The sequence below is a fragment of the Streptococcus sp. 27098_8_148 genome, from assembly GCF_041432105.1.
GTDB classification, from domain to species: Bacteria; Bacillota; Bacilli; order Lactobacillales; family Streptococcaceae; genus Streptococcus; species Streptococcus parasanguinis_AE.
The window spans coordinates 97,503-122,518 of sequence record NZ_JAPVYY010000005.1 but is presented as its reverse complement, the minus strand read 5'-3'; the positions used below and the strand labels follow the sequence as shown (position 1 = coordinate 122,518).

The window sequence follows — 25,016 nt, the reverse complement described above, 5'->3', positions numbered from 1 at the left end:
ATGATTTAGCACTAAAATCTGATGATTTATCATTTTTCTGTCTCCAAGAAACCTCTTTTCCATTACTATTATCGATAAAGAAATGAGGCTGGGACAAAAGTCCTAGCCTCTCAATTATTTTTGGATTGTCGAGCAAGACGCAGTGGTTGAGTGGGCTCTACTACGCTGATTTCATCAGCTTTTACACCCCTACTCAACTGTGCGGAGGTGGGACAACGAAATCGAATTCTAACGAATTACCGATTTCTGTCCCACTCTCATTTTTTCACTTTGTATGTTACGCCCTTTGTATCTTGTTGGAATTGCGACAGGACGAAGGTGGATCGATATTATCCACCTGAGGAGTTAGTGAGTCGTGTCGGCAAGGCACCATTGTGCTTTCCATTACACGAATTGAACACGCCCTAAATGCTGTGTGAAAAAGATAAATTCTCTTGTGAGCATGGCTCACTGCAAGAATTTCCTATTTTCACTTTGCATTTTACGGGCTTTGTATCTTGTTGTTACGCTACTTCTTCTGTGAATTGGCTATTGTAGAGATCAGCATAGAAGCCATTTTGGGTCATGAGTTCTTGGTGATTACCCTGCTCGATAATATTTCCATCTTTCATCACGAGAATCAGATCCGCATTACGAATAGTGGACAAGCGATGGGCAATGACAAAGGAGGTCCGGCCTTCCATGAGTTTGTCCATAGCTTTTTGAATCAACTCTTCTGTACGGGTATCGACAGATGAGGTTGCTTCATCCAAGATAAGAAGCGGAGCATCCTTCAAGAGGGCACGCGCAATGGTCAAGAGTTGCTTTTGACCCACGGACAAGGTCACTGAATCATCTAATACAGTATCATAGCCATTCGGCAAGGTCCGAATAAAGTGATGGACCCCAACCGCTCGGGTTGCTGCTTCCACCGCTTCGTCTGAAATATCCGTTTGATTGAAGACCAGGTTTTCTCGAATGGTCCCCTCAAATAGCCAGGTATCTTGCAAGACCATCGAAAAGGCATCATGAACTTCTTCTCGGCTCATGGCCTTAGTATCCACACCATCGATGGTAATTTTACCAGCTTGAATGTCGTAAAAACGCATCAAGAGATTGACCATGGTCGTCTTACCTGCACCTGTCGGACCAACAATGGCCACCTTCTGTCCTGGCTTAGCTTCAGCTGTAAAGTCATGGATAATAGTCTTATCTGGTGAATAACCAAAGCGAACATGTTCAAAGGTAACATGACCTTTTGGCACTTCCAATTGGCGTGTTTTTTGGGATTCATCTTCCATTTCTTCTTCGTCTAAGAATTCAAAGACACGCCCCATAGCAGCACTAGCTGATTGCAATTGGGTAATGCCTTGAGCCATTTGACTAATTGGTTGGGTAAAGATGCGGACATAGGTCATAAAGGCAACAATGGTCCCGATGGTAATGTCTCCATTAATGGTGAGGACAGCCCCAACGATACAGACCATGACATAGCCGAAATTCCCTACAAACTGCATCAAGGGCATCATAATCCCAGAGAAGAATTGGGATTTCCACATGCTTTGATACAAATCTTGGTTGATGGCATCAAAATGATCTTTGGCTTGATGACGGCCATTGTAGGAAATAACAACATTATGTCCACTATAGATTTCTTCAACATAGCCTGAAACTTTGGCAAGATTATCTTGTTGCTGTTTAAACAAAGGCTGACTCTTGACCATAATGATGCTAGAAAGAGCAAAGCCACCAAAAACAGAAAGGATGGCGGTCAAAGCTAAATGCCAGTCCGTCTTAAACATCATAAAGATGGAGCCGATCAATAAGACGACAGAGGAGACCATTTGAACCAAACTTTGGTTAAAGGATTGAGTCATCAAATCCACGTCATTGGTCACACGAGACAAGGTATCTCCTTGTTCATGGCTATCAAAATATTGGAGAGGTACACGATTGATCTTTTCAGCGATGGCATTGCGCAAGCGTTCTGCGAAGCGCTGAATCATCGTTGAGATAATGAAACTACTGCTGTAGGACACCAGTGCTCCAACTCCATAAAGGATAGCCAAGGTTAGGGCAATCGAAGTGATTTTGTCAATATCAATGGCGCCTCCCATCCCTTTTGTGATGGTATCCGTGATTTCTTTTAATTTATCCGGTCCAATAACCGTGATAATACTCGATACGATCGAAAAGAGGATAGCAACTAGGAAAAATAGGTGGAAGCCCTTCAAATAGGGAGAAAGTTGTCTCCAAAGGGACGATTCTTGTTTTGTTTTATGCATGTTCCAACTCCTCCTTAGACAATTGTGAATAGGCAATTTCTTGATAGACTTCATTGGTCGCAAGCAATTCTTTGTGGGTGCCTTGACCGACGACCTTCCCTTGATCCAAAACCAAAATCAAATCTGCATCCATAATGGTCGAAATGCGTTGGGCAACGATCAATTTGGTCGTATCTGCCAGCTCTTCTTTCAGAGCTTGGCGCAAGATACGATCCGTTTTGTAATCTAGGGCTGAGAAGGAATCATCAAAGATGAGGATCTCGGGCTTGCGTGCCAGGGCACGCGCAATGGCCAAACGTTGACGTTGACCTCCAGAGAAGTTGCTTCCTCCTTGCGCTACTTCTGTATCCAAGCCCTTCTCTTTTGTGGCAACAAACTCTTTGGCTTGGGCCAATTCAAGAGCTTTCCAGATGGCTTCATCCTCTAATTTTCCTTGGCTACTTTCTCCAAATTCCATATTGGAGCGAATCGTGCCACTAAAGAGCACTGCTTTTTGGGGAATGTAGCCGACTTTATTGTTCAATTCTTGGTGGCTATAGTCCTTGACATTGACGCCATCCACTAAGATCTTTCCTTCTGTCGCATCGTAAAAACGTGGAATTAAATTGACCAGAGTGGATTTACCAGAACCAGTTGATCCAATGAAGGCAACAGTTTGTCCTTTCTGAGCTGAGAAGGTCACATGTTCAATCACCGCACGGGAAGTCCGTCCATAGCGGAAGGAAACATCTTGAAATTCTACTGTACCTGCTTGGCCTGTTGTTTCTTTTGACTCACTTGGGAAGGCTACAGACGGTTCAAGAGCCAAGACCTGATTAATCCGTTTTGCGGATACTAGTGCACGAGGAAGAATAATCAAGATGGCCACCATCATCATAAAGCCAACGACAACCTGCATAGCGTAAGAAGAAAAGGTGATCATATCTGAGAAGACCTTGGTCCGATCCGCTAATGCAGGACTGGTGAAGATCTTTGTAGGATCTTTTGGCATGGCGATATCATTGATCAAGTGCGCCCCAATCCAGTAGATAGCAAGGGTCAACCCACTTGATACCACTGTCATGACAGGGTTCATCAAAGACATCAAACGATAAACAAAGAGATTTAGACGGGTTAAGCCCTTGTTTTCAGCCTGGAATTTCTCATTTTGATAAGCTTCTGCATTGTAGGCGCGAACCACTCGCACCCCAGTCAAACTCTCCCGTGTCGTCGCATTCAAAGCATCGGTCAAACCTTGAACCTTTTGCTGGCGCGGAAAGGCAATAAGAACCAGAACAGAGAGAAGAATCAAGACCATCAAGACCGCAATCCCAACAGACGTTGTCCAGGCACTGCTCTTCCCCCAAATCTTGGTCAGAGCCCAAATCGCCATAATGGGACCACGCGTCACAACTTGCATCCCCATGACAATCATGATTTGTAACTGGGTCAAATCATTGGTTGTACGAGTCAAGAGAGAGGGAACGGAGAATTTCTTGATCTCGGCATCAGAGTAATCCATCACTTGATGGAAAATCTCTCCTCGAAGTCGCGTCGTAAAGCTGGCAGCGACTCGTGAAGCCAAAAAGCCCACAAAAACTGCCATCAAAAAGCTTCCAAAAGAGAAGAGCAACATCTTGCTTCCCGGATCCATAATATCAGAAACCTTGGTCCCATCCTTGGCTAAGAGGGTCGTGATATCGGATAAGTATTCAGGAGTCTTTAAATCCATCCAAACAGCCAGACAGATAAAGACCGTACTAAGGGCAATCATGCCCCATTCTTTGGCAGTTAACCGCCGAAATATATTGATCATTCCTCGCTCCTTTTTTTCATATTCTCATAAAATTGATGCATGACCCTGAAAAAGATGGCCAATTCTTCTTCTGATACACCAGCCATCATATCCTGGTCCACTTCTTCAAAGAATTGTTTCATGTCATTCAATTTATCTTTTACACTGTCTGTTAGGTAGACATACTTGGCCCGTTTATCGGTTGGACTAGGCTCTAGATAAATAAAGCCATTTTTCTCCATGCGCTTGATCAGGTTACTCGTCACGGATTTTGAGATATGAAGTTCCTGCTCAACATCCCGAATCAAGGTCACTTTCCCCTCCTTTTCACGATGAGATAAAAAGCCCAATACCTGACCTTGGGGTCCTGCGCTAAATTCAAGCCCTCTCTTCTTGGCCTCTCTTTCTACCATGAGGTGAATGAGATGACCGATTTTTTTAAATTCTAGTAAAGGTTTGTCCATCATTTCCTCCAAATAGTTCTCTTAAGAACTTTAAAGTTACTATGAGAACTATTTTAACACAAAAAAGATCCCTGTCAAGAAAAAAGTTTCCATAAGAACTAAAAAAAGGAGCCGAATCGACTCCATCCTTCATCTTTAGATAATAATGCCTTCTAGATGATCCATTTCATGCTGACAGATCTGGGCCGAAAAGCCTGACAAATGAATTGTTTTTGCTTTCCAATTCATATCTCGATAGGCCACTGAAATCTCCTCATAACGAGTGGTCGGCCGACTCCCCACCAAGGACAAGCATCCTTCCTCTGTTTGGTAAGGCTTTTTCTTTTCAAGGAGAACCGGATTAAACAGGACCAAATTTTCACTTCCCATTCGGATGATAATCGCTCGCTTTTTCACCCCGATCATATTGGCTGCTAAACCGACACACTCAAGGAGATGAGCATTTAAGGTGTCCTGCAAATCCAAAGCCAAGGTGCGATCCTCAGGTGTCGCTTCTTCTGACTTTTGACCCAAGAATAAGACATCTTTTACAATATTCTTTTTCATTCCTTCCTCACTTCTTGATAGATAGACGAAAGAAGAGAGTGGGACAGAAATCGGTAATTCGTTAGAATTGGATTTCATCGTCCCACCTCCGCACAGTTGAGTAGGGCTGTAAAAGCTGATGAAATCGGCGTAGTAGAGCCCACTCAACCACTGCGTCTTGCTCGACAATCCAAAAATAATTGAGAGGCTAGGACTTTTGTCCCAGCCTCCTCGCTCTTGTTTCTAACCTCTAAGAGACAATTGCTGCTTATTTTTTAAGCTTTTCGCTCACTTCTTTTGCAAGGACAAAGTTCCCCAAGGTCGCTGAACCATTGCCGGCAACTGCAGGTGTCACAATATAATCTCTCACATCAGGTACAGGGAGGTAACCGTTCAAGAGGGCAGTAAATTTCGTGCGAACACGATCTAACATATGTTGTTGAGCCATGACTCCTCCTCCAAAGACAATGACGTCTGGGCGGAAGGTAACTGTCGCATTCACTGCTGCTTGTGCGATGTAGTAGGCTTGAATATCCCATACATTGCTGTTGAGTTCAATGTTTTCCCCACGAATACCCGTACGAGCTTCGAGACTAGGACCAGCCGCAAAACCTTCCAAACAGCCATTGTGGAAAGGACAAACACCCTTGAATTCTTTTTCCACATCCATTGGGTGTTGGGCCACATAGTAGTGTCCCATTTCTGGGTGCCCAGCTCCCCCGATAAACTCACCACGTTGGATGACACCAGCTCCGATTCCTGTTCCGATTGTATAGTAAACCAAGTTTTCGATATGACCACCCGCATTGTTGCGTGCGACCACTTCTCCATAGGCAGAACTATTCACATCTGTTGTGAAATAGATAGGTACATTCAAGGCACGACGGAAGGCCCCAACGATATCTACATTGGCCCAATTTGGTTTTGGAGTCGTTGTGATGAAACCATAAGTGTTTGAATTTGGATCGATATCAATTGGTCCAAATGAACCAATCGCAAGCCCAACTAGATCCTCAAATTTTGAGAAAAATTCAATACACTTATCAATCGTCTCAATTGGCTTGGTTGTTGGAAATTGTACTTTTTCCACAACATTATAGTTTTCATCACCAACCGCACAAACAAATTTTGTACCGCCAGCTTCCAAACTTCCATATAATTTTGTCATGTTGGCTCCTTTTTTATTATGAAAAATATCCTGTATTTATTATAGCATATTTTGTAGTCAATCTTTTTCTCTTCTCTAAAGAAAAAACACACTTTTTTTGAGAAATAAAATTCAAGGACTGGAGATGATAGACCAGTCCTTGAAAACTTATTGTTTCGATTAAGCTTTGACTTCGATGATCGCATCACCCTTCGCAACAGATCCAGTTGCAACAGGTGTGACAGAAGCATAGTCAGCTGTGTTAGTGACGATCACCATAGTTGTGTCTTCAAGACCAGCTGCGGCAATTTTCGCTGCATCAAATGTACCAAGGACATCACCAGCTTTCACTTTATCACCTTGAGCTACTTTTTGATCAAATCCTTCACCGTTCATTGATACGGTATCAATCCCAACGTGGATCAAGATTTCAGCACCATTAGCGGTCTTCAAACCGTAAGCGTGACCAGTTGCAAAAGCAATGGTTACTTCAGCATCAGCTGGTGCATAGACAACGCCTTCAGTTGGTTTGATGGCAATTCCTTGTCCCATCGCTCCACTTGAGAAGACAGGATCATTCACATCAGACAAAGCAACAGCTTGACCAACGATCGGAGAGATAATGGTTTCGTCTTGAAGAGATGCTGGAAGAGCTCCAGTTGTTTCTTCTTCAATAATAGCTTCTGCTTCTTTGTCCTCTGCAGGAACTGATGAAGCTTCATCTTCATAACCAAACATATAAGTCAAACCGAAACTTAGGGCAGTTGTAAATACAACCATAAATACATATTTCAATAATTGACCGTTTAGATAGAGAAGCGTTCCTGGAATAATTGTAATACCAAATCCTGTACCAGCAAGATTTAACATAGATGCAATCCAACCACCTACTGCACCTGCTCCCAAAGCAATAACGAATGGTTTCACATAACGCAAGTTTACACCAAAGATTGCAGGCTCAGTAATACCTAACAAGGCAGAGATAGTTGCAGGAAATGCTAGAGCTTTCACTTTTTGAGATTTAGATTTCACTGCCACTGCTAAAGTAGCTCCAGCTTGTGCAGTCATAGCCGCTGTAATAATTGCATTAAATGGATCTTTTTTATCTGCAGTAATTAATTGTGATTCAAGAAGATTAAAGATATGATGGACGCCGGTAACGACAATCAACTGATGAACGCCACCAATAAGAAGACCTGCAAGACCAAATGGTAAATTCAAAATAAACTTAGTTACATTTAGTACATATTCTTCGATACTGTGGAAGAATGGACCAATAATAAACAAAGCGAGGAATGACATGATTGTCAATGTGAATAATGGAACCAATAACAAATCTAAGACATCTGGAATTTTCTTATGGAGCCACTTTTCAAGTTTCGCACCAATTAGACCAACGAAGAAAGCGGGAAGAACTGAGTTCTGGAATCCAACCACATGATGGAAGATACCAAAGTATGTTGCTGCTTTAGAAGGATCTTCCGCTACAACCCACGCATTTGGAAGTGTCGGACTAACCATCATCAAACCAATTACAATCCCAAGAACAGGATTTCCTCCGAATACTCGGAATGCAGACCATGAAATCAAGGCTGGGAAGAAGGCAAACGCGGTATCAGTTAAAATTGTTGAATAGGTATAAAAATCAGTAGATTTAAATGCATCTGCTGTTGTGCCAAACAAAGCCAAAACCTGGTCTTGAGCAATGGCACCACGAATCCCCATAAACAATCCAGTCGCAACAATTGCTGGTAGAATTGGAACAAAAACGTCTCCAAAGGTACGGATCGCGCGTTGGAACCAGTTTCCTTGTTTAGCGGCTTCTGCTTTCATTTCATCTTTTGATGATGTTGGTAAGCCAAGAGCTACTACTTCATCATAGATCTTGTTTACAGTACCAGTACCAAAGATGATTTGGTATTGACCTGAGTTAAAGAAAGCACCTTGTACTTTTTCAATGTTCTCAACAACATCTTTGTTGATTTTTGATTCATCTTTTACCATCACGCGAAGACGAGTCGCACAGTGAGCAACACTGCTAACGTTCTCAACCCCACCGATTGCATCGATGACCTGCTTTGCAATTTCTGTATTTGACATTTTGCAAAAATCTCCTTATTTTTTGTAATGTAAACGGTTAAATCGTTTCTACGTTTTTAATTGTACCACGTATTGAAAATATGTCAAGCGTTTTGCAGGATTTTTTTGAAACTTTTTTGGACTTTTTGACACCTTTTGACAGTATGAAACTATTTTCATTTTAAAACAGGCCTGTACTACGCTTTTTAGCACTTTAAATCAGACTTTTATTTTCATTTTCTTTCATATTTTCATAAATTTTCAACTTCTCCTCTTTTCTTCAGGCTGCAAAATAGCTGTCAATCGTTTGACATTTTTTGCCATTTTTTTCATTTATCGCTTGCATTTTTAATAGGAAATCGGTACTATGGAAGTAAGAAAAAATTCGGAGGAATAAAATGGAATGGACAACTGAACGTCGTTACAGACGTTACGAAGACTGGACAAAAGAGGAAAAGCAAGCCATCCAAGATCATATGGCCAAATCTCCTTGGCATACACACTATCATGTTGAGCCAAAAGCTGGTCTCTTAAATGATCCTAACGGTTTTTCCTACTTTGATGGAAAATGGATCTTGTTTTACCAAAATTTCCCATTTGGTGCAGCCCATGGGTTAAAATCATGGGTACAAACAGAAAGTGAAGACTTGGTTCATTTCAAAGAAACTGGTGTAACGCTTCTTCCAGACACAGATCTGGATAGCCATGGAGCTTATTCCGGATCAGCCATGCAGTTTGGTGACAAACTATTCTTATTCTACACCGGAAATGTTCGTGATGCAGAATGGGTTCGTCATCCTTACCAAGTCGGTGCTTTGATGGATAAAGACGGCAAGATTGAAAAAATTGACAAAATCTTGATTGATCAACCGGCTGACTCTACGGATCACTTTCGTGACCCACAGATTTTTAATTTCAAAGGTCAATTCTACGCTATCGTTGGTGGTCAAGACCTTGAGAAGAAAGGATTCATCCGTCTCTATAAGGCTGTAGATAATGACTATTCCAACTGGGTTACAGTCGGTGACTTGGATTTTGCAAACGATCGGACAGCTTATATGATGGAATGTCCCAACCTAGTCTTTGTAGGAGACCAACCCGTTCTCCTATACTGCCCTCAAGGCTTAGATAAAGCCGTTCTCGATTATGACAATATCTATCCAAATATGTACAAGATTGGGGCAAGCTTTGACCCAGAAAAGGCCAAAATGGTTGATGTATCTGAATTGCATAATCTCGACTATGGTTTTGAAGCCTATGCCACTCAAGGATTTAATGCTCCCGATGGACGTGCCTATACTGTTAGCTGGCTAGGTCTTCCAGACGTTTCTTATCCAACGGATTCCTATGACTACCAAGGAGCTCTCTCACTGGTCAAAGAATTAACCATCAAAGATGGCAAGCTCTACCAATACCCAGTTGAAGCCATCAAAGACTTGCGCGCTGAGAGTGAGGAATTTGCCAACAAGGCACAAACCAAGAACTGCTATGAATTGGAATTGCAGTTTGAAAAGGATAGCCAGAACGAAATCGTCCTCTTTGCCGATGCAGAAGGGAAGGGCTTAGCTCTCACATTTGATCTGGCTAAAGGATTGGTCACAGTCGATCGAAGCCAGGCTGGTGAGCAATATGCCCAAGAATTCGGTGCGAGCCGTAGCTGCACAATCGCTAACCAAGCAACAACCGCTAATATTTTCATTGACAATTCGATTTTTGAAATCTTTATCAATAAAGGAGAAAAAGTATTTTCTGGTCGGGTCTACCCACATGCAGATCAAAATGGAATCTTGATCAAGTCTGGAACCCCTACTGGAACTTACTACGAACTTGATTATGGTCGCAAAGCTAACTGATGTCGCCAAACTCGCCGGTGTCAGCCCTACTACTGTCTCACGGGTTATCAATAAAAAAGGATACCTGTCTGAGAAAACGATTCAAAAAGTCCAAGAAGCCATGCGAGAATTAGGCTATAAACCTAACAATGTTGCTCGAAGCCTCCAAGGAAAATCAGCCAAGTTAGTCGGCTTGATCTTTCCCAACATCAGCAATGTTTTCTATGCTGAATTAATCGACAAACTAGAACACCAACTCTTCAAACATGGCTATAAAACCATCATCTGCAATAGTGAGCACGACTCCGAGAAAGAGCGCGAATATATTGAGATGTTGGAGGCTAACCAGGTAGATGGCATCATTTCAGGAAGTCATAATTTGGGCATTGAAGATTACAACCGGGTAACTGCTCCTATCATTGCTTTTGACCGCAACCTCTCCCCAGAAATTCCGGTTGTTTCTTCAGACAACTATGCTGGTGGAGTGCTAGCAGCAGAAACTTTAGTAAAAACCGGAGCCCGAAATATTATCATGATCACAGGTAATGACAACTCTAACTCCCCAACTGGCTTGCGTCATGCGGGATTTGCATCAGTTCTACCTGAGTCCATGATCATCAATGTTTCCAGTGATTTCTCCCCTATTCGCAAAGAAATGGAAATCAAACAGATTTTAACCCACCACAAACCAGACGCTATTTTTGCCTCCGATGATTTGACGGCGATCTTGATCATGAAAGTCGCTAGAGAATTAGATATTCAGATTCCTCAGGATTTGAAAGTGATTGGTTATGATGGAACCCAGTTCATCGAGACCTATACACCTGAACTGACAACCATCCAACAACCCCTCGAAGACATTGCTATCCTCATGGTGGATCTTTTACTCCAAAAGATCGAAGGAAAAAAAGTAGCGACTACCGGTTATTTCTTGCCCGTTAGTCTCCACTCTGGAAAAAGTGTCTAAAAGCAATATCCCCTCAGTAGAAACTGTGGGGATATTTTTTACCAAAAAAAGAGCCATCGGCTCTTTTTTAATTATTCTTCTGTCACAAATTGACTGAGGACACCGTTGACAAATCGTGAAGAGGTTTCATCTGAAAAGGCCTTGGCCAATTCCACCGCTTCATTGACTGCGACGATCTGTGGTGTATCAAACTCTGTCATTTCATAAATTCCCAGACGAAGGATATTTTTCTCTACCAAGGTCAAGCGCTCAACAGTCCAGCCGGTTTTCAAATGTTGACCGATTTGTTGGTCTAGTTGATCTTTTGACTGATAGACACCCGTCACGAGATTCATGAGAAAGGCAGGAAGATCGACTTCTTTGTCTTCTGCTAGGTCCTTGTCATGTAGATAAGCAAAGCGACAAGCTTCAACAATGTCTCCATCGTATTCCAAGGCCATCAAGGCTTGGAAGGCACGCTCACGCAAATCTCGACGTGATTCTAATAAAATTTCATCAGTCATTGAGGAAGTCCTCATTAAACAAGTCTTTCAAGTCTGGTTTTGGAGATTTTTCCGTTGCGATACCAACAACGTGAATGTTGACAGCATCCAAGGTTACATCTGCCATATCATAAACTGCAGACTTAACCGCTTTTTGAATGGCTACAGCGACAGATGGTACAGCCACTCCATATTCTAAATAGAGATAGATGTCTACTGAAACTTGACCATCTTCTTCTGTATGAAGGTAGACGCCACGTCCAAGGGAGCGTTTGGATAAGCTATCTGAAACACTCTTGTTTTCAAGCGAATAGACACCCTCTACTTTTGCTGTCGCAATCGCAATAATTTTTTCTAATACACGTGGTGCAATAACGATGTCACCAAATTGTTCAGTTGCCATAGAAGTTCCTTTCTATTTGACACCCTGAGATGTCTCTTATGCACGAGAAACGTAAGTTCCTTCAGTAGTGTTAATGACCAATTTTTGTCCAGCTTCGATGAAGTCAGGAACGTTTACGACCAAACCAGTTTCCATTGTAGCAGGTTTACCAGAACCAGTCACTGTAGCACCTTTGATAGATGGTTGAGTTTCTGCAACAGTTAATTCAACAGTTGTAGGAACTGTTACACCGATCACTTCGCTTCCGTAGAATTGAATTTTTACTTCTGAATTTTCAAGGATGTAAAGCAATTCTTGTTCTACATTCACAACTGGAATTTCATATTGGTCATATGTTTCCGTGTTCATGAAGTAGGCTGTATCATCCATTTTGTACAAGTATTGAGCTGGGACAGTTTCGATAATCGCTTGTTCAAATTTTTCTTCTGGACGGTAGCTTGTATCAAATGTTGAACCAGTACGGACATCACGCAATTTCATACGCATGATAGTGTTTCCTTTACCTGGTTTGTGGTGGCTAGCTTCCAAAACGCGGATCAATTTTCCGTCAGCTGTTTCAAAAGTCATACCAGCTTTCAATTTACTTGCTTCAATCATGTTTTATTACCTCTTTTTTAAAAATAGATTACTCTTTATTGTAACACACTATTTGATTTTTCTCAAACAGCAATTTTCCCTTTTTAGGAAGGCTAGAAGGCGGAGAGAGATTGCAGAAACGAGTCCTTCGAATCTCTACATCTCCAACTCCATCTTCACAATTCCTTATTGATCCACAGGCACAATATTGCCATCCGCATCTTTGGTGACATGGACATACTTTCCATCTACTTCAATGTAGAAGGTATGAGGCTTGTCTTGAGCTGGAGAGGCTTGTTTTTGAAGGTCATTGCCAAGGGCTTGACCCAAGTTCATCCCCATGATCATGTTCATGCCATTACCACCTTCATTTTTAGCAGCTGCGACCAAGGCTTCATTGCGAGCACGACGTTCTTCGATTTCAATGGTATTGTACTTCATCGCTGCCAATTCACTGTCCAGTTTATTGACCTTGGCCATACTGTCTGCATCGTAGCTCAAATCTTCGATGAGGACATTGGTTAATTCGATACCATATAATTCTGTCCAAGTCTTGTTGACTTCGCGTTTTGCAACTTCATTGAAGACGTCTTGGTCTGCATTGATATTGTAAATATCCGCTTTATTTTCTGCTGTATATTTTGAAATGGCCACTGCAATTTTTGGAGCCAGATTTTGGCGCAAGGTTCCCTGAGCCACATCTTCCAAGGTAAATGGCTTATCTGCAGTGATTTGACGACTGACTGCACTGATGTAAAAGAGTACAGGATCTGCCACTTTAACATCATAAAGACCATAAAAACGAATACTAAGAAGTTGTTGGTAACGGTCGCTAAAATACTCGACTGGATTTTGAGTGCCAAATTTATTTCCTGTAAAAGGTTGCATCCGCACAAAAATAATTTCTTGTTGGGTGACCACTTGGGCTCCAAAGGAGAAACGATTCTTGAACTGATCCCACGTTCCTTTCACACCACCCTTTTCAAACAACCAGGCATTTTCACCGGCTTGCCATTCGTGGCTCCCTGCTTCTAGAAGGTCTCCTAGAAAAGTTCCATTATTGACCAAGAGAGCAACATAGCCTTGGGGAACGATGACGACAGAACCATCTGTCAATAGGCCCGTATTTTGGTTACTCTGACGAGAGCGCCCATCTGGATCTTTGGTTAAGAGCTGTCCCTTAATGGCCAAAGCTGTTGCTGGAACAGCTTCTGGCAGGGTAATGGCTTCCTTAAATTTACTATCTTGAAAACTTGAAATGCCCGCTGAAAGGGCTGCTTTAATAAATCCCATACATTCTCCTATCTGTAGAATTCAATTTCATCCACAACTTCGTAGACATCCAAGACCCAATCTTTTGGATTGTGCTTCAAGGATGCTTGGCAATATTCACACTTGTCGATTGAATCGATCGTCAGTGGCGCACCACAGTTCGGACAGTGATCACTAACGACTTCTGAATTCTTAATGATCTCTGTCTGAGCTCCATGTTCACGGAGGAAGACCATGCGGTAAACGGTAAAGAGATCTTTGGTTGGATCCCCTTCGATCACACGACCCGTTTCATCATTTCGGATGTAATCTCTCATCGTCGAAGACAGAATAACTTCAATGCGGTCATTGCCTTCTGGATTTTCGATAAAGTCTTTGATCTTCGAATCTTCCACACGCACGCGCTCTAGAACATTGGTTGTTTTGGCGCGAATATGCTCTTGCAACTGCGTCAAGTGTTGCTCATAAAGACTGGTACTTTCTAAGTTCCGTACGGAATTCCAATCTTTTTCTGTCCAGGCAGACTGCAATTGAAGATAAACCAGCTTGACTTGCGACAAGAAGCGGTCTTCATCAAACATTGGATCCAGTTTACGGATGCGACGAATCGCTTCATAGTTGTTCTCAATTGGTCGACCAGCCCGTTCTTCGGTAGTCCGTTTTGGACCACTATTTGAAGAAAATGATTCATCACTATCATTAGCTTCTTTTGCAATATTGTAGACAAATCCAATCAATCCAATGATGGCGACAACTGCTACCGCACCACCAGAGTCTGTTCCTGAACTAGAACTGTAGCTACTGGATCCACCAGACCAGCTGCTGCCACCAGACCAACTACTTCCGCCATCGGACCAGCTACTGCCACTATCGGACCAACTGCTACCGCCACCTGAATCAATCAAGCTACTGCCACCACTATCTGTATTACCGACACCTGCATGGGCAGAAGGAACAAATACAAATAGCAGGACTACTAGAAGAATTCCAACTATTACACTTCGTTTTTTCATAGGCCTCTTTTCTTATCTTTGTTTGTTACACAGGGGTTAAGAAAATACTGTCTATTTTATAGGACAATCAATTCTTTAGGAGCAAGAGTCAAGACTTCACAGCCAGTTTCTGTGATCAAGAGGTCGTCTTCGATCCGCACACCAGAGAGGCCTTCGATATAAATACCTGGCTCATCTGTTAAGACCAGCCCTGCTTGAATCGCTTCTTTAGACGTTTGGCTGAAGTATGGTTCTTCGTGGATATCTAGCCCAATTCCATGACCGATTCCATGCGTGAAGTATTGACCATAGCCGGCTGCCTCGATCACATCCCGAGGGATTTTATCAAAATCACGGAAGCCAAGTCCATCTTTAGCCGCAGCAATCAAGGCTTGATTGGCTTTCAAAACGGTTTCGTAAATTTCTCTTTCCTTGTCGCTGACATGTCCTGCATAGATAGTCCGTGTCATATCGCTAACATAGTGATTATACAAGCAACCAAAATCAAGGGTCAAGGCATCTCCTGCTGAAATGACCCGATCACTTGGAGTCGCGTGAGGCATGGCAGAGCGTTCACCAGCTGCTGAAATAATATCGAAAGATACACCAGAAGCTCCTAACTCCCGCATTCTAAAATCGAGGAAAGTTGCTGCTTCCAACTCTGTCGTTTTCCCTACCTTGATATAGTCTAAAATATCATGGAAGGCTTGGTCAGAGATGCTACAAGCTTTTTTAATGGCCGCAATCTCCGTTTCATCCTTAATCAAGCGCAATTCCATGACAAAGTTCGCTAGGGATTGAAGGCTGATGCCACTGAAAACAGAAGCCATGCGGGCATGGTAGGCCACCGTCACTTCGTCCTCAAAACCAAGTTCTTTGATTCCAAGATCCTTAACGATCTCTGCAGCTGCAGTCAACTCATCGCGGGTTTCCACAATCTCTACAAAGGGGAAACAAGTCGCATGGGCATGGATGGTGTAGCGTGAATCGGTGAAGAGTACCACACGTTCTTCTGTCACCAAAGCAGTCCCGTTTGAACCCCAGAAATTAGTCAAATAATAAACGTTTTTCAAATTGTTAATCAATACCGCTTTGAGATTTTGGACTTTCATTTTGTTTCTTAAGTTGCTGATCCGTTGATTCATTGTAATTTTCCTTTCAAATATTGTCCTGTGTAGCTAGCAGGATTTGCTGCTACTTCTTCTGGTGTTCCGGTCGCAATAATGGTTCCGCCACCGACACCACCTTCTGGTCCTAAATCGATGATATGGTCTGCTGTCTTAATGACATCCAAATTGTGCTCAATCACAAGGACTGTATTGCCATCATCCACAAACCGCTCTAAGACTTTGATCAAGCGAGAAATGTCTTCGGTATGGAGTCCGGTCGTTGGTTCATCCAAGATATAGAAGGATTTTCCTGTAGAGCGCTTGTGCAATTCAGAAGCCAACTTCATCCGCTGCGCTTCCCCACCTGAAAGGGTGGTCGCTGGTTGCCCCAGCGTTACATAGCCTAAGCCCACATCTTGGATGGTCTTGAGTTTGCGTTCAATTTTTGGAATGTGTTTGAAGAATTCAACTGCCTTATTGACCGTCATATCCAGCACTTCTGCAATATTTTTTTCCTTGTAGTGGACTTCTAATGTCTCACTATTGTAACGACGTCCATGGCAGACTTCACAAGGAACAAAGACATCCGGCAAGAAGTGCATTTCAATCTTGATGATCCCATCTCCTGAGCAGGCTTCACAACGCCCGCCCTTAACATTGAAACTAAAGCGGCCTTTTTTATAGCCCCGAATTTTGGCTTCATTGGTCTGAGCAAAGAGATCGCGAATGTCATCGAAGACACCTGTATAGGTCGCTGGATTGGAACGAGGAGTCCGACCAATCGGGCTTTGATCAATGTCGATCAAGCGATCGATATGCTCAATCCCCTGAATCGTCTTGTATTTCCCTGGTTTTTCCGAATTGCGGTTGAGCTTTTGAGCAATGGCTTTTTTCAAGATGCCATTGATCAAGGTCGATTTTCCAGAACCGGAAACTCCAGTGACTGCGATGAATTTTCCTAGAGGAAAGCGTGCTGTGATGTCTTGTAAGTTATTCTCACTGGCCCCCGTAATTTCAATATAGCGACCATTCCCCGAACGGCGCTCTGTCGGAACCGGAATCTTGCGCTTGCCGGACAAATACTGGCCAGTGATGGATTTGCTGTTGCGTGCTACCTGCTTTGGAGTTCCTGCTGCAACGATCTCTCCCCCAAAGACACCGGCACCTGGGCCGACGTCGATCAGGTAGTCTGCCTCTCTCATGGTATCTTCATCATGTTCGACGACGATCAAGGTGTTGCCTAAATCGCGCATCTTCTTGAGACTGGCGATCAGGCGGTCATTGTCCCTTTGGTGGAGGCCGATAGACGGCTCATCCAAGATGTAAAGGACACCAGAGAGGTTGGAACCGATCTGGGTTGCCAAGCGAATGCGCTGGCTTTCTCCACCTGATAAGGTCCCAGCAGATCGTGACAAGGTCAAGTAATTGAGCCCCACATTGTTTAAGAAGGTCAAGCGATCCTTGATCTCTTTTAGGATCGGTCTTGCAATCGTAGCTTCATTGTCTGTTAAGATCAACTGATCTACGGCTTTTAAGTGGTCCGCAATCGATAGATCTGACACTTCCCCGATATGCATCCCCTTCTCCCCGCCGACACGAACAGAAAGAGCCTGGTCATTGAGGCGGTAGCCATGGCAGGTCGCACAGGTCAATTCGTTCATATAAGAGCGCATTTGATTGCGAGTGAAATCACTATTGGTCTCACGGAAACGACGGTGAATGTTGTTTACGACCCCTTCAAAAGGAATTTCGATATCCCGAACTCCACCAAACTCATTTTCATAGTGGAAGTGGAATTCCTTCCCGTTTGAACCATAGAGGACCAAGTCCTTTTCTTCTTGAGAAAGATCGGAAAAAGGTCGGTCCATATCAACGCCAAAATGGATCATAGCCTGCTCCAACATCTGTGGATAGTAGTTGGAAGAGATCGGATTCCAAGGAGCGAGTGCTCCTTCGCGAAGGGTTAAGCGATCATCTGGCACCACCAAATCCAAGTCCACCTCTAGCTTAATGCCCAGCCCATCACAGTCTGGACAAGATCCGAAAGGCGCATTGAAAGAAAAGAGGCGGGGCTCTAATTCAGGAACGGTAAAGCCACAGACTGGACAAGCATAATGCTCAGAAAAGAGTAGCTCCTTGCCATCCATGGTATCAATCACCACATAACCATCCGCAATCCGAAGGGCTGCTTCAATCGAATCAAAGAGCCGCGAGCGAATGCCCTCTTTGATCACGATTCGGTCCACCACCACTTCAATCGTGTGCTGCTTGCTTTTAGATAGTTCTGGAACCTCTGTCACATCATAGATCTCACCATCGACCCTCACCCGGACATAGCCGTCTTTTTGCACCTTTTCAATGATATTCTTGTGCTGGCCTTTTTTCTTGCGGATAATGGGAGCTAGAATTTGCAGGCGCTGGCGCTCTGGTAATTCTAAGACTTGATCGACAATTTGCTCAACCGAAGAAGCTGTAATCGCTCCATGCCCATTGATACAATAAGGCGTCCCTACACGCGCATAGAGCAAGCGCAGGTAGTCATTGATCTCTGTTGCCGTTCCCACTGTAGAACGGGGGTTTTTACTGGTCGTTTTTTGGTCGATGGAAATGGCTGGACTCAAGCCGTCAATGGAGTCCACATCTGGTTTTTCCATATTTCCCAAGAACTGCCGGGCATAGGCCGATAAGCTCTCCACATAGCGGCGCTGGCCTTCTGCATAGAGGGTATCAAAGGCCAGACTGGACTTTCCAGAACCAGACAAACCCGTCACCACAACTAATTTGTCCCGTGGAATTTCCACGTCTATATTTTTTAAATTATGGGCGCGTGCCCCATGAATGACAATTTTATCTTGCATGTTCTTACTCTAATCACCTTTTTGTTAACCTCCATTATAACAAATTTTTTAGTATTCTTTTATCCAAAACCGTCCTTTTTCTGATATAATGTTAAGGTGTAAAAAAACAAGGGGAGGCACCATGAAACAGGTCTTTTTATCGACAACGACTGAATTTAAGGAAATAGAGACGCTGGAACCTGGTAGCTGGATCAACCTTGTGAACCCTTCTCAAAGTGAATCGATGGAAATCGCCTCTGCTTTTAATATCGATATTGCAGACTTGCGGGCACCACTCGATGCGGAAGAAATGTCCCGTATGACCATCGAAGATGAATACACCTTGATCATCGTCGACGTTCCCATCAAGGAAGAGCGGAACAATCAGACCTACTACGTGACCATTCCGCTAGGGATTATCCTGACAGAAGAAGCTATCATCACGACTTGCTTGGAGAAATTGCCACTTCTTGATATCTTTATCCACCGACGCTTGCGGAATTTCTATACCTTTATGCGGTCGCGCTTTATCTTTCAGATCCTCTATCGCAACGCTGAACTCTACTTGTCTGCGCTTCGTACCTTGGATCGCAAAAGCGAGCAGATTGAAAGCCAATTGCACAAATCAACGCGTAATGAAGAGCTGATTGAGTTGATGGAGCTGGAGAAAACCATCGTCTACTTTAAGGCCTCTCTAAAAACCAATGAGCGCGTGATCAAGAAATTGACCAGTGCTACTAGTAACATCAAGAAATACCTAGAAGACGAGGATCTGTTGGAAGATACCTTGATCGAAACCCAGCAGGCCATCGAGATGGCAGACATTTATGGAAATATCCTGCACTCCATGACCGATACCTTCGCATCGATCATCTCCAACAACCAGAACAACATCATGAAGACCCTGGCCCTCGTTACCATTGTCATGTCCATTCCGACCATGATCTTTTCGGCCTACGGGATGAACTTCAAGGACAATGAGCTTCCGCTCAACGGCGAGCCCCATGCCTTCTGGCTGATCATTTTCATCGCCTTTGCCCTGACCGGGTCTCTCGTCGTCTACCTCATCCATAAAAAATGGTTCTAACACCTACTAATAACACTAAGGAGTATTTATGTCTCAATTTGATTTAACTCAATTAAGTAAAAAAAATCAAGAATTCGTTCGCATCGCCAAACACCAATTGCTTGAAAACGGAAAGACAGAGGAAGAAGCAGAAAGCCTCATCCAAGAAATTTTACCAGCTATCCATGAAAACCAAGGAAAAGGAATTCCGGCACGGACCCTTTTTGGTGCTCCAACTGTTTGGGCGAATTCTTTCAGCGAGAAAGAACGCTATGAAAAAGAGCATCCGAAATTAAACGATGCTCCCTCTCTCATGATTTTGGATTCCTTCCTCTTTATCTTTGGTGTTTTTGCTGCGATTAGCGCCTTTATGAACTTGGTTGCACCGCGTCGTACTGGCTATGGTTTGATCACCTTGATCCTTGGAAGTTTGACAGGGGCTCTGCTCTTGTATCTCATGTACTACTTCTTCTATCAGTATATGGATGGCACAAAAGATCGCAGTGAGCGTCCCTCTCTTTGGAAATCCATGCCGATTCTTGTTGGAGTCATGTTCCTTTGGGTCATCGTCTTGTCCTTTACCTCATTACTTCCACAAGTCCTCAACCCAACTATTCCAGATGTTTTTGCCATCGTTTTAGGAGCTCTAGCGCTTGTCCTTCGCTTCTACCTCAAGAAACGCTTTAATATTAAAAGTTCGAGCACAGCACCTGCAACTCGACGCTAAAAAGAAACGGATGAAGTTTTCATCCGTTTTTGTTTTACTGTATTTCCTTGTTCAACCTTTTTGAAAAATAGAGGACTAAATCATCATTGTTTTCACAAGAACTGTAAGGGGCCAAGGGGTGATCCCTAAACCAAACCCCAGATCCATCTGGGATATAGCCCTGTTTGACATACATTCTTTGAGCTGGGCCATAACCCGAGTGTAAACCAACCCCTAAAGTAACAATCTCTGATAGTAGCCAGACTCTTTTTTCTGCCTCTTCTAAGAGTTGATTCCCAATTCCTCGATTTCTAAATGGCTCAAAAACATTAAAATCAGATAGTTCAGGATAGACTCCCACGAAAGGGCCGTGCTTTGCAGCAGGCAATATAGTGATATAACCTGCCGCAAATCCATCCGACTCAGCTACTAGTACGTCCCTTTCTCCGTTCTCCTGATCCTGAAAATAGCTGGTCAAGATATCCTTTCTACCCGGCCACCCTTGGTGGATAAAGGCTTGAGATATGTGCTCAATATCTGCCTTTATCATCCTCCTGATGATTACACCTTCCTTCATGGTTCCCTCCTTGATACATTTCTTCCCACATTATAACACGATTAGAGCTAGGGAAAGGTCAAAGAGGTCCACCGGACCTAACTCACTATCACATTTCTATGCTCGCAAAAAAAGACCCGTTAGGGTCTTACTCGCTTTTTTATTTTCAAGCTCGTGAAAAAGAGGTCCACTGGACCTCTTTTTTAATCTTCGTTTACGAAAGGCATCAAAGCCATTACGCGAGCGCGTTTGATAGCTGTTGTTACTTTACGTTGGTTCTTCGCTGAAGTTCCAGTTACACGACGAGGAAGGATTTTCCCACGTTCTGAAACGAAACGGCTAAGAAGCTCAGTATCTTTGTAATCGACATATTCGATTTTGTTTGCTGCGATGTAATCAACTTTTTTACGGCGTTTGAATCCGCCACGACGTTGTTGAGCCATGTTTAATTCTCCTTTATAGTTTTAATTCGTTAAACCCATTCTTAGAATGGAAGATCGTCGTCTGAGATATCCATTGGATTCGCTCCAAATGGATTTTCTTCACGACCAAAGTTTGGCGCTGCATTGCTTGGTTCAGATCCACCAAAGCTTGGGGTTGCATTTCCAGCAAAACCACCGTTGCCTGATGAATAACCACCACCTGCATGCCCTTCGCGTGCTGCACGGCTTTCCAATAGTTGGAAGCTGTCTGCTACGACTTCAGTGACATAAACACGTTGACCTTGCTGGTTTTCGTAATTACGTGTTTGAATGCGACCGGTAATCCCAATCAAAGCACCTTTCTTAGCCCAGTTAGCTAAGTTTTCTGCTTGCTGACGCCAGATCACACAGTTGATGAAATCGGCTTCGCGCTCTCCATTTTGACTCTTGAAGTTGCGGTTGACAGCTAGGCTGAAAGTAGCAACTGCTTGATTGCTTGGAGTGTAGCGAAGTTCAGCATCACGGGTCATACGACCGACAAGTACAACATTGTTAATCATAAGTCACCTCTGATGATTTCTTACGCGTCAACTTTTACGATCATGTGACGAAGAATGTCACCGTTGATTTTTGAAAGACGGTCGAACTCGTTAAGAGCTACAGCGTCGTTCGCTTCAACGTTTACGATGTGGTAAAGTCCTTCACGGAAATCTTGGATTTCGTATGCAAGACGACGTTTTTCCCAATCTTTTGATTCAACAACAGTTGCACCGTTGTCAGTCAAGATAGAATCGAAACGTGCTACCAAAGCGTTTTTAGCTTCTTCTTCAATGTTTGGACGAATAATATAAAGAATTTCGTATTTAGCCATTGATAATGTTCCTCCTTTTGGACTAATGACCCCCTGTCTTTGCAAGGGGTAAGTGAGGTTTACTCACAAGAAACTATTATACCAGACTTTGCGAACAAAGGCAAGAATTATCTTTAGGATTTAAAAAATGATTCTGGACGTCCCCTTCGAGAAAAAAGAAAGAAATGTCCTAAAAAATGACATTTTATAGAAGAAACTATTCCCACTCTTCCTCTCCTTTCCTTAAAGAAAACTGATATCAGTTAGCTTTAAGCTTGAGTCTTTATACTAGCTACAACAAATCTCAAGAAACGAGGAACGATTATGAATTATCTTATCATCCCCGCCTATCAACCGGATCTGAATCTTGTCAAACTGGTTCGCTTGGTTCACGCTAAGAGCGATCTCCACATCATCGTCATCGACGATGGGAGTGACGCTGACAAGAAAGTGATCTTTGACAAATTAGAGGGTCTTGCGACAGTTCTGACTCATGAGCACAACCAAGGAAAAGGACAAGCACTCAAGACTGCTTATGCCTACATCCTAGAAAGAGGCACCTATGGAAGCATTGTTACAGCTGATGCAGACGGTCAGCACAAAATTTGGGATATTTTCAGGGTTGTTAACCAATCTCAAGAGCATCCTGGAACACTTATTCTAGGAGCCCGCGCCTTCTCTGGAAAAGTTCCTTTGCGTTCTGCTTTCGGAAATAAATTGACTCGTTTCTTGTTTAAGCAACAAACAGGGGTGGCGGTCAGCGATACCCAAACGGGCTTACGGGCTTTCACTACGAATCTCTTGCCTTTCATGCTTGAGGTTGACGGTCAGCGTTATGAATATGAAATGAATGTTCTCCTCGCAGCAAGCAAGTCCTTCCCCATCCTAGAAGTTCCGATTGAAACAGTCTACATCAATGACAATGAAGGTTCCCACTTCCGACCTATCCGAGATGGCCTCATGATCTACAAGGACATGTTTAAATTTGCCCTCTCCTCTCTAAGTAGTTTTATCGTAGACTATCTGGTCTACGCCTTCTTCCTCTTCGTGATGATGGCCGTGCCCATTAGTCTACGTATTCTCCTAGCGAATGGGATCGCTCGTGTGACGAGTTCCATCTTTAACTACTCGACCAATAAGCACCTGGTCTTTAAGAATAAAGACAGTGTTGCTAAAACCGGAAGTGGCTACTTTGGTCTAGCTCTTGGCCTCTTTATTCTCGATACGCTCTTGATTCGACTCTTCTATACTGCTTTCGGGCTCAATCTCCTGATCAGTAAGATTGTCGTCGGCTTCCTCCTCTTTCTGGTCTCATGGGTGATCCAGAAAAAAGTGATCTTCAAAGAAAGGACTGCTACCCACCATGAAATTCTTTAAAAAATCCTACACCTATGCTGCCTGCTTTGGCCTTCTTTTGACCAGCAGTTTTAGCTACTCTATGCTCAAGACCTTTGTCTTATCCGATGCCATCCAAACCGTAAAAGCTACGACTACGGACACCAAGGCAGCCAAAAAAGCAGCTGCATCGGCTACAACGACTGATACTAGCTATTCAGATGACAATATCCAGGTAAGCCTAACAGAAAAAACGGTTGAAAATACCCAGGTTTACATTGCAGATATCACAGTCAGCTCATCTGACTACCTCAAAACAGCCTTTGCACAAAATACTTACGGAACCAACGTGACGGCTAAGACCTCTGTCACAGCTGCCAACAACAGTGCCATTCTAGCAGTGAATGGTGACTATTACGGGGCTAACAGTACAGGATACGTCATCCGAAATGGAGTGGTCTACCGTGATACCGTTCGGGAAGATTCAAGCAATGGTGACCTAGCCATTTACAAGGATGGATCCTTCAAAATTATCTATGAAGATGAGATCTCAGCGGATCAATTGGTCAAAGACGGGGTCGTCAATCTCCTCGCTTTCGGTCCTTCCTTAGTTGAAAATGGAGAAATTACCGTCGATACCAACTCAGAGGTCGGGCAATCTATGGCGTCTAATCCACGGACAGCGATTGGAATCATCGATGAAAATCACTACATTATCATCGTGTCAGATGGACGGACTTCAGAAAGTGAAGGGCTATCTCTCTACCAATTAGCCGAAGTGATGAAGTCTTATGGCGTTAAAACAGCCTACAACCTGGATGGGGGTGGATCTTCTACACTTTACTTCAATGGCCAAGTTATTAACAAACCAACAACAAATGGTACTATCTCAGAAAGGGCGGTGAGTGACATTGTCTACATCGGTTACTAATCCTATCAAAAAACGCTTGAAAAAGACCATCCTATGGTACATTCTTATCTCGGCTTTCTTCTTTGTCGGAAGTCGTATCTACGAACACTTTAGTTTTGGCGAAACCTCTGCCTTCATGCACTACCTCTTCTTGATTCCTTTGATCGGTGGCGCCCTACTAGTGCTTCTACAGTTGATGGTGAAAGGCTTCTCTCGCCTGAGCCTCAATCTTTGGAATTCAGGAGTGGCTACGCTCACAGCCGGAGCCCTCTACCGAGGGATTGTTAACCTCTCTGGTCGATCTACTACAATGGATCAACCCTATTATTACATTGGTGTTGCCTTTCTAGCACTAGCTCTGATTAGCCTCTTCTTTGTCCGCAGTGTCTGGGTGGAGAAAACAGCCTAAGACATCAAAAACGTCCGTTTCTTTATAGAACGGACGTTT

Annotated in this window: 24 protein-coding genes; 7 read left to right on the top strand and 17 right to left on the bottom strand. The window is 43.4% G+C overall.

Annotation, left to right across the window (positions count from 1 at the left end; translation table 11 throughout):
- Nucleotides 1–503: 503 nt before the first annotated feature.
- The 6 genes from O3646_RS05860 to O3646_RS05835 form a co-directional block, all read right to left on the bottom strand.
- On the bottom strand, nucleotides 504–2,264 hold the full coding sequence (locus tag O3646_RS05860; RefSeq protein ID WP_371610666.1) for an ABC transporter ATP-binding protein: 1,761 nt from the start codon (nucleotides 2,262–2,264) through the stop codon (nucleotides 504–506).
- Nucleotides 2,257–4,059: an ABC transporter ATP-binding protein gene (locus tag O3646_RS05855; protein WP_371610665.1), complete on the bottom strand. Its 1,803-nt coding sequence runs from the start codon at nucleotides 4,057–4,059 to the stop codon at nucleotides 2,257–2,259. The genes O3646_RS05860 and O3646_RS05855 overlap by 8 nt, the downstream gene beginning before the upstream one ends.
- Nucleotides 4,056–4,502: a MarR family winged helix-turn-helix transcriptional regulator gene (locus O3646_RS05850; protein WP_021153785.1), complete on the bottom strand. Its 447-nt coding sequence runs from the start codon at nucleotides 4,500–4,502 to the stop codon at nucleotides 4,056–4,058. The genes O3646_RS05855 and O3646_RS05850 overlap by 4 nt, the downstream gene beginning before the upstream one ends.
- Nucleotides 4,503–4,637: 135 nt before the next feature.
- On the bottom strand, nucleotides 4,638–5,048 hold the full coding sequence (locus tag O3646_RS05845; RefSeq protein WP_049507051.1) for a peptide deformylase: 411 nt from the start codon (nucleotides 5,046–5,048) through the stop codon (nucleotides 4,638–4,640).
- A gap of 247 nt (nucleotides 5,049–5,295) precedes the next feature.
- Complete coding sequence (gene scrK, locus O3646_RS05840) at nucleotides 5,296–6,195, bottom strand: fructokinase ScrK (RefSeq protein ID WP_003016958.1); 900 nt, start codon at nucleotides 6,193–6,195, stop codon at nucleotides 5,296–5,298.
- Nucleotides 6,196–6,354: 159 nt separating this feature from the next.
- The gene (locus O3646_RS05835; protein WP_003008594.1) at nucleotides 6,355–8,274 is read right to left on the bottom strand and encodes a sucrose-specific PTS transporter subunit IIBC; all 1,920 of its coding nucleotides are present in this window, start codon (nucleotides 8,272–8,274) and stop codon (nucleotides 6,355–6,357) included.
- Between the two features lie 377 nt (nucleotides 8,275–8,651).
- On the opposite strand from O3646_RS05835, the gene O3646_RS05830 reads away from it, so the two are divergent.
- Both O3646_RS05830 and O3646_RS05825 read left to right on the top strand, forming a co-directional pair.
- On the top strand, nucleotides 8,652–10,106 hold the full coding sequence (locus tag O3646_RS05830) for a sucrose-6-phosphate hydrolase (protein WP_049490884.1): 1,455 nt from the start codon (nucleotides 8,652–8,654) through the stop codon (nucleotides 10,104–10,106).
- Complete coding sequence (locus O3646_RS05825; RefSeq protein WP_049471835.1) at nucleotides 10,087–11,052, top strand: LacI family DNA-binding transcriptional regulator; 966 nt, start codon at nucleotides 10,087–10,089, stop codon at nucleotides 11,050–11,052. The genes O3646_RS05830 and O3646_RS05825 overlap by 20 nt, the downstream gene beginning before the upstream one ends.
- 71 nt (nucleotides 11,053–11,123) lie before the next feature.
- On the opposite strand, the gene nusB is transcribed toward O3646_RS05825, so the two are convergent.
- The 7 genes from nusB to uvrA all read right to left on the bottom strand — a co-directional run bounded on the left by nusB (nucleotide 11,124) and on the right by uvrA (nucleotide 18,744).
- Nucleotides 11,124–11,555 (bottom strand): transcription antitermination factor NusB, encoded by a 432-nt coding sequence (gene nusB, locus O3646_RS05820; RefSeq protein ID WP_003008602.1) that lies wholly within the window; start codon nucleotides 11,553–11,555, stop codon nucleotides 11,124–11,126.
- Nucleotides 11,548–11,937: an Asp23/Gls24 family envelope stress response protein gene (locus O3646_RS05815; protein ID WP_003005404.1), complete on the bottom strand. Its 390-nt coding sequence runs from the start codon at nucleotides 11,935–11,937 to the stop codon at nucleotides 11,548–11,550. Before O3646_RS05815 ends, nusB begins: the two co-directional genes overlap by 8 nt.
- A gap of 36 nt (nucleotides 11,938–11,973) precedes the next feature.
- Nucleotides 11,974–12,534, bottom strand: a complete 561-nt coding sequence (gene efp / locus O3646_RS05810; protein WP_003005479.1) for an elongation factor P — start codon at nucleotides 12,532–12,534, stop codon at nucleotides 11,974–11,976.
- A 165-nt stretch (nucleotides 12,535–12,699) separates the two neighbouring features.
- Nucleotides 12,700–13,806, bottom strand: coding sequence for an SPFH domain-containing protein (locus tag O3646_RS05805; RefSeq protein WP_118227869.1), 1,107 nt, complete (start codon nucleotides 13,804–13,806; stop codon nucleotides 12,700–12,702).
- Between the two features lie 8 nt (nucleotides 13,807–13,814).
- A complete protein-coding gene (locus O3646_RS05800; RefSeq protein ID WP_070588713.1) occupies nucleotides 13,815–14,798 on the bottom strand; it encodes a TIM44-like domain-containing protein in 984 nt (327 codons plus the stop codon).
- A gap of 56 nt (nucleotides 14,799–14,854) precedes the next feature.
- Nucleotides 14,855–15,922 (bottom strand): M24 family metallopeptidase, encoded by a 1,068-nt coding sequence (locus O3646_RS05795; RefSeq protein WP_371610664.1) that lies wholly within the window; start codon nucleotides 15,920–15,922, stop codon nucleotides 14,855–14,857.
- On the bottom strand, nucleotides 15,919–18,744 hold the full coding sequence (gene uvrA / locus O3646_RS05790; RefSeq protein ID WP_118227868.1) for an excinuclease ABC subunit UvrA: 2,826 nt from the start codon (nucleotides 18,742–18,744) through the stop codon (nucleotides 15,919–15,921). The genes O3646_RS05795 and uvrA overlap by 4 nt, the downstream gene beginning before the upstream one ends.
- A 121-nt stretch (nucleotides 18,745–18,865) precedes the next feature.
- Here uvrA and O3646_RS05785 point away from each other — a divergent pair, with 121 nt between their 5' ends.
- Both O3646_RS05785 and O3646_RS05780 read left to right on the top strand, forming a co-directional pair.
- A complete protein-coding gene (locus tag O3646_RS05785) occupies nucleotides 18,866–19,810 on the top strand; it encodes a magnesium transporter CorA family protein (protein ID WP_214259571.1) in 945 nt (314 codons plus the stop codon).
- A gap of 28 nt (nucleotides 19,811–19,838) precedes the next feature.
- Nucleotides 19,839–20,516, top strand: a complete 678-nt coding sequence (locus O3646_RS05780) for a DUF1129 domain-containing protein (RefSeq protein ID WP_195424399.1) — start codon at nucleotides 19,839–19,841, stop codon at nucleotides 20,514–20,516.
- 34 nt (nucleotides 20,517–20,550) lie between these two features.
- Here O3646_RS05780 and O3646_RS05775 read toward each other — a convergent pair whose 3' ends face one another.
- The 4 genes from O3646_RS05775 to rpsF form a co-directional block, all read right to left on the bottom strand.
- A complete protein-coding gene (locus O3646_RS05775) occupies nucleotides 20,551–21,072 on the bottom strand; it encodes a GNAT family N-acetyltransferase (RefSeq protein WP_214259570.1) in 522 nt (173 codons plus the stop codon).
- Nucleotides 21,073–21,254: 182 nt separating this feature from the next.
- Nucleotides 21,255–21,494 (bottom strand): 30S ribosomal protein S18, encoded by a 240-nt coding sequence (rpsR, locus tag O3646_RS05770; protein ID WP_000068664.1) that lies wholly within the window; start codon nucleotides 21,492–21,494, stop codon nucleotides 21,255–21,257.
- A 41-nt stretch (nucleotides 21,495–21,535) separates the two neighbouring features.
- Nucleotides 21,536–22,033 (bottom strand): single-stranded DNA-binding protein, encoded by a 498-nt coding sequence (locus tag O3646_RS05765; RefSeq protein ID WP_003008622.1) that lies wholly within the window; start codon nucleotides 22,031–22,033, stop codon nucleotides 21,536–21,538.
- 20 nt (nucleotides 22,034–22,053) lie between these two features.
- Nucleotides 22,054–22,344 carry a 30S ribosomal protein S6 gene (rpsF, locus tag O3646_RS05760; RefSeq protein WP_003005040.1) on the bottom strand — a complete coding sequence of 97 codons (291 nt, stop codon included), beginning with the start codon at nucleotides 22,342–22,344 and terminating at the stop codon, nucleotides 22,054–22,056.
- Nucleotides 22,345–22,647: 303 nt separating this feature from the next.
- Here rpsF and O3646_RS05755 point away from each other — a divergent pair, with 303 nt between their 5' ends.
- The 3 genes from O3646_RS05755 to O3646_RS05745 are packed head-to-tail and all read left to right on the top strand — an operon-like array spanning nucleotide 22,648 to nucleotide 24,977.
- Nucleotides 22,648–23,700 (top strand): GtrA family protein, encoded by a 1,053-nt coding sequence (locus tag O3646_RS05755; RefSeq protein ID WP_371610663.1) that lies wholly within the window; start codon nucleotides 22,648–22,650, stop codon nucleotides 23,698–23,700.
- A complete protein-coding gene (locus O3646_RS05750; RefSeq protein WP_371610662.1) occupies nucleotides 23,687–24,589 on the top strand; it encodes a phosphodiester glycosidase family protein in 903 nt (300 codons plus the stop codon). The genes O3646_RS05755 and O3646_RS05750 overlap by 14 nt, the downstream gene beginning before the upstream one ends.
- A complete protein-coding gene (locus tag O3646_RS05745; protein WP_118396801.1) occupies nucleotides 24,570–24,977 on the top strand; it encodes a hypothetical protein in 408 nt (135 codons plus the stop codon). Before O3646_RS05750 ends, O3646_RS05745 begins: the two co-directional genes overlap by 20 nt.
- The last annotated feature ends 39 nt before the right edge of the window (nucleotides 24,978–25,016 follow it).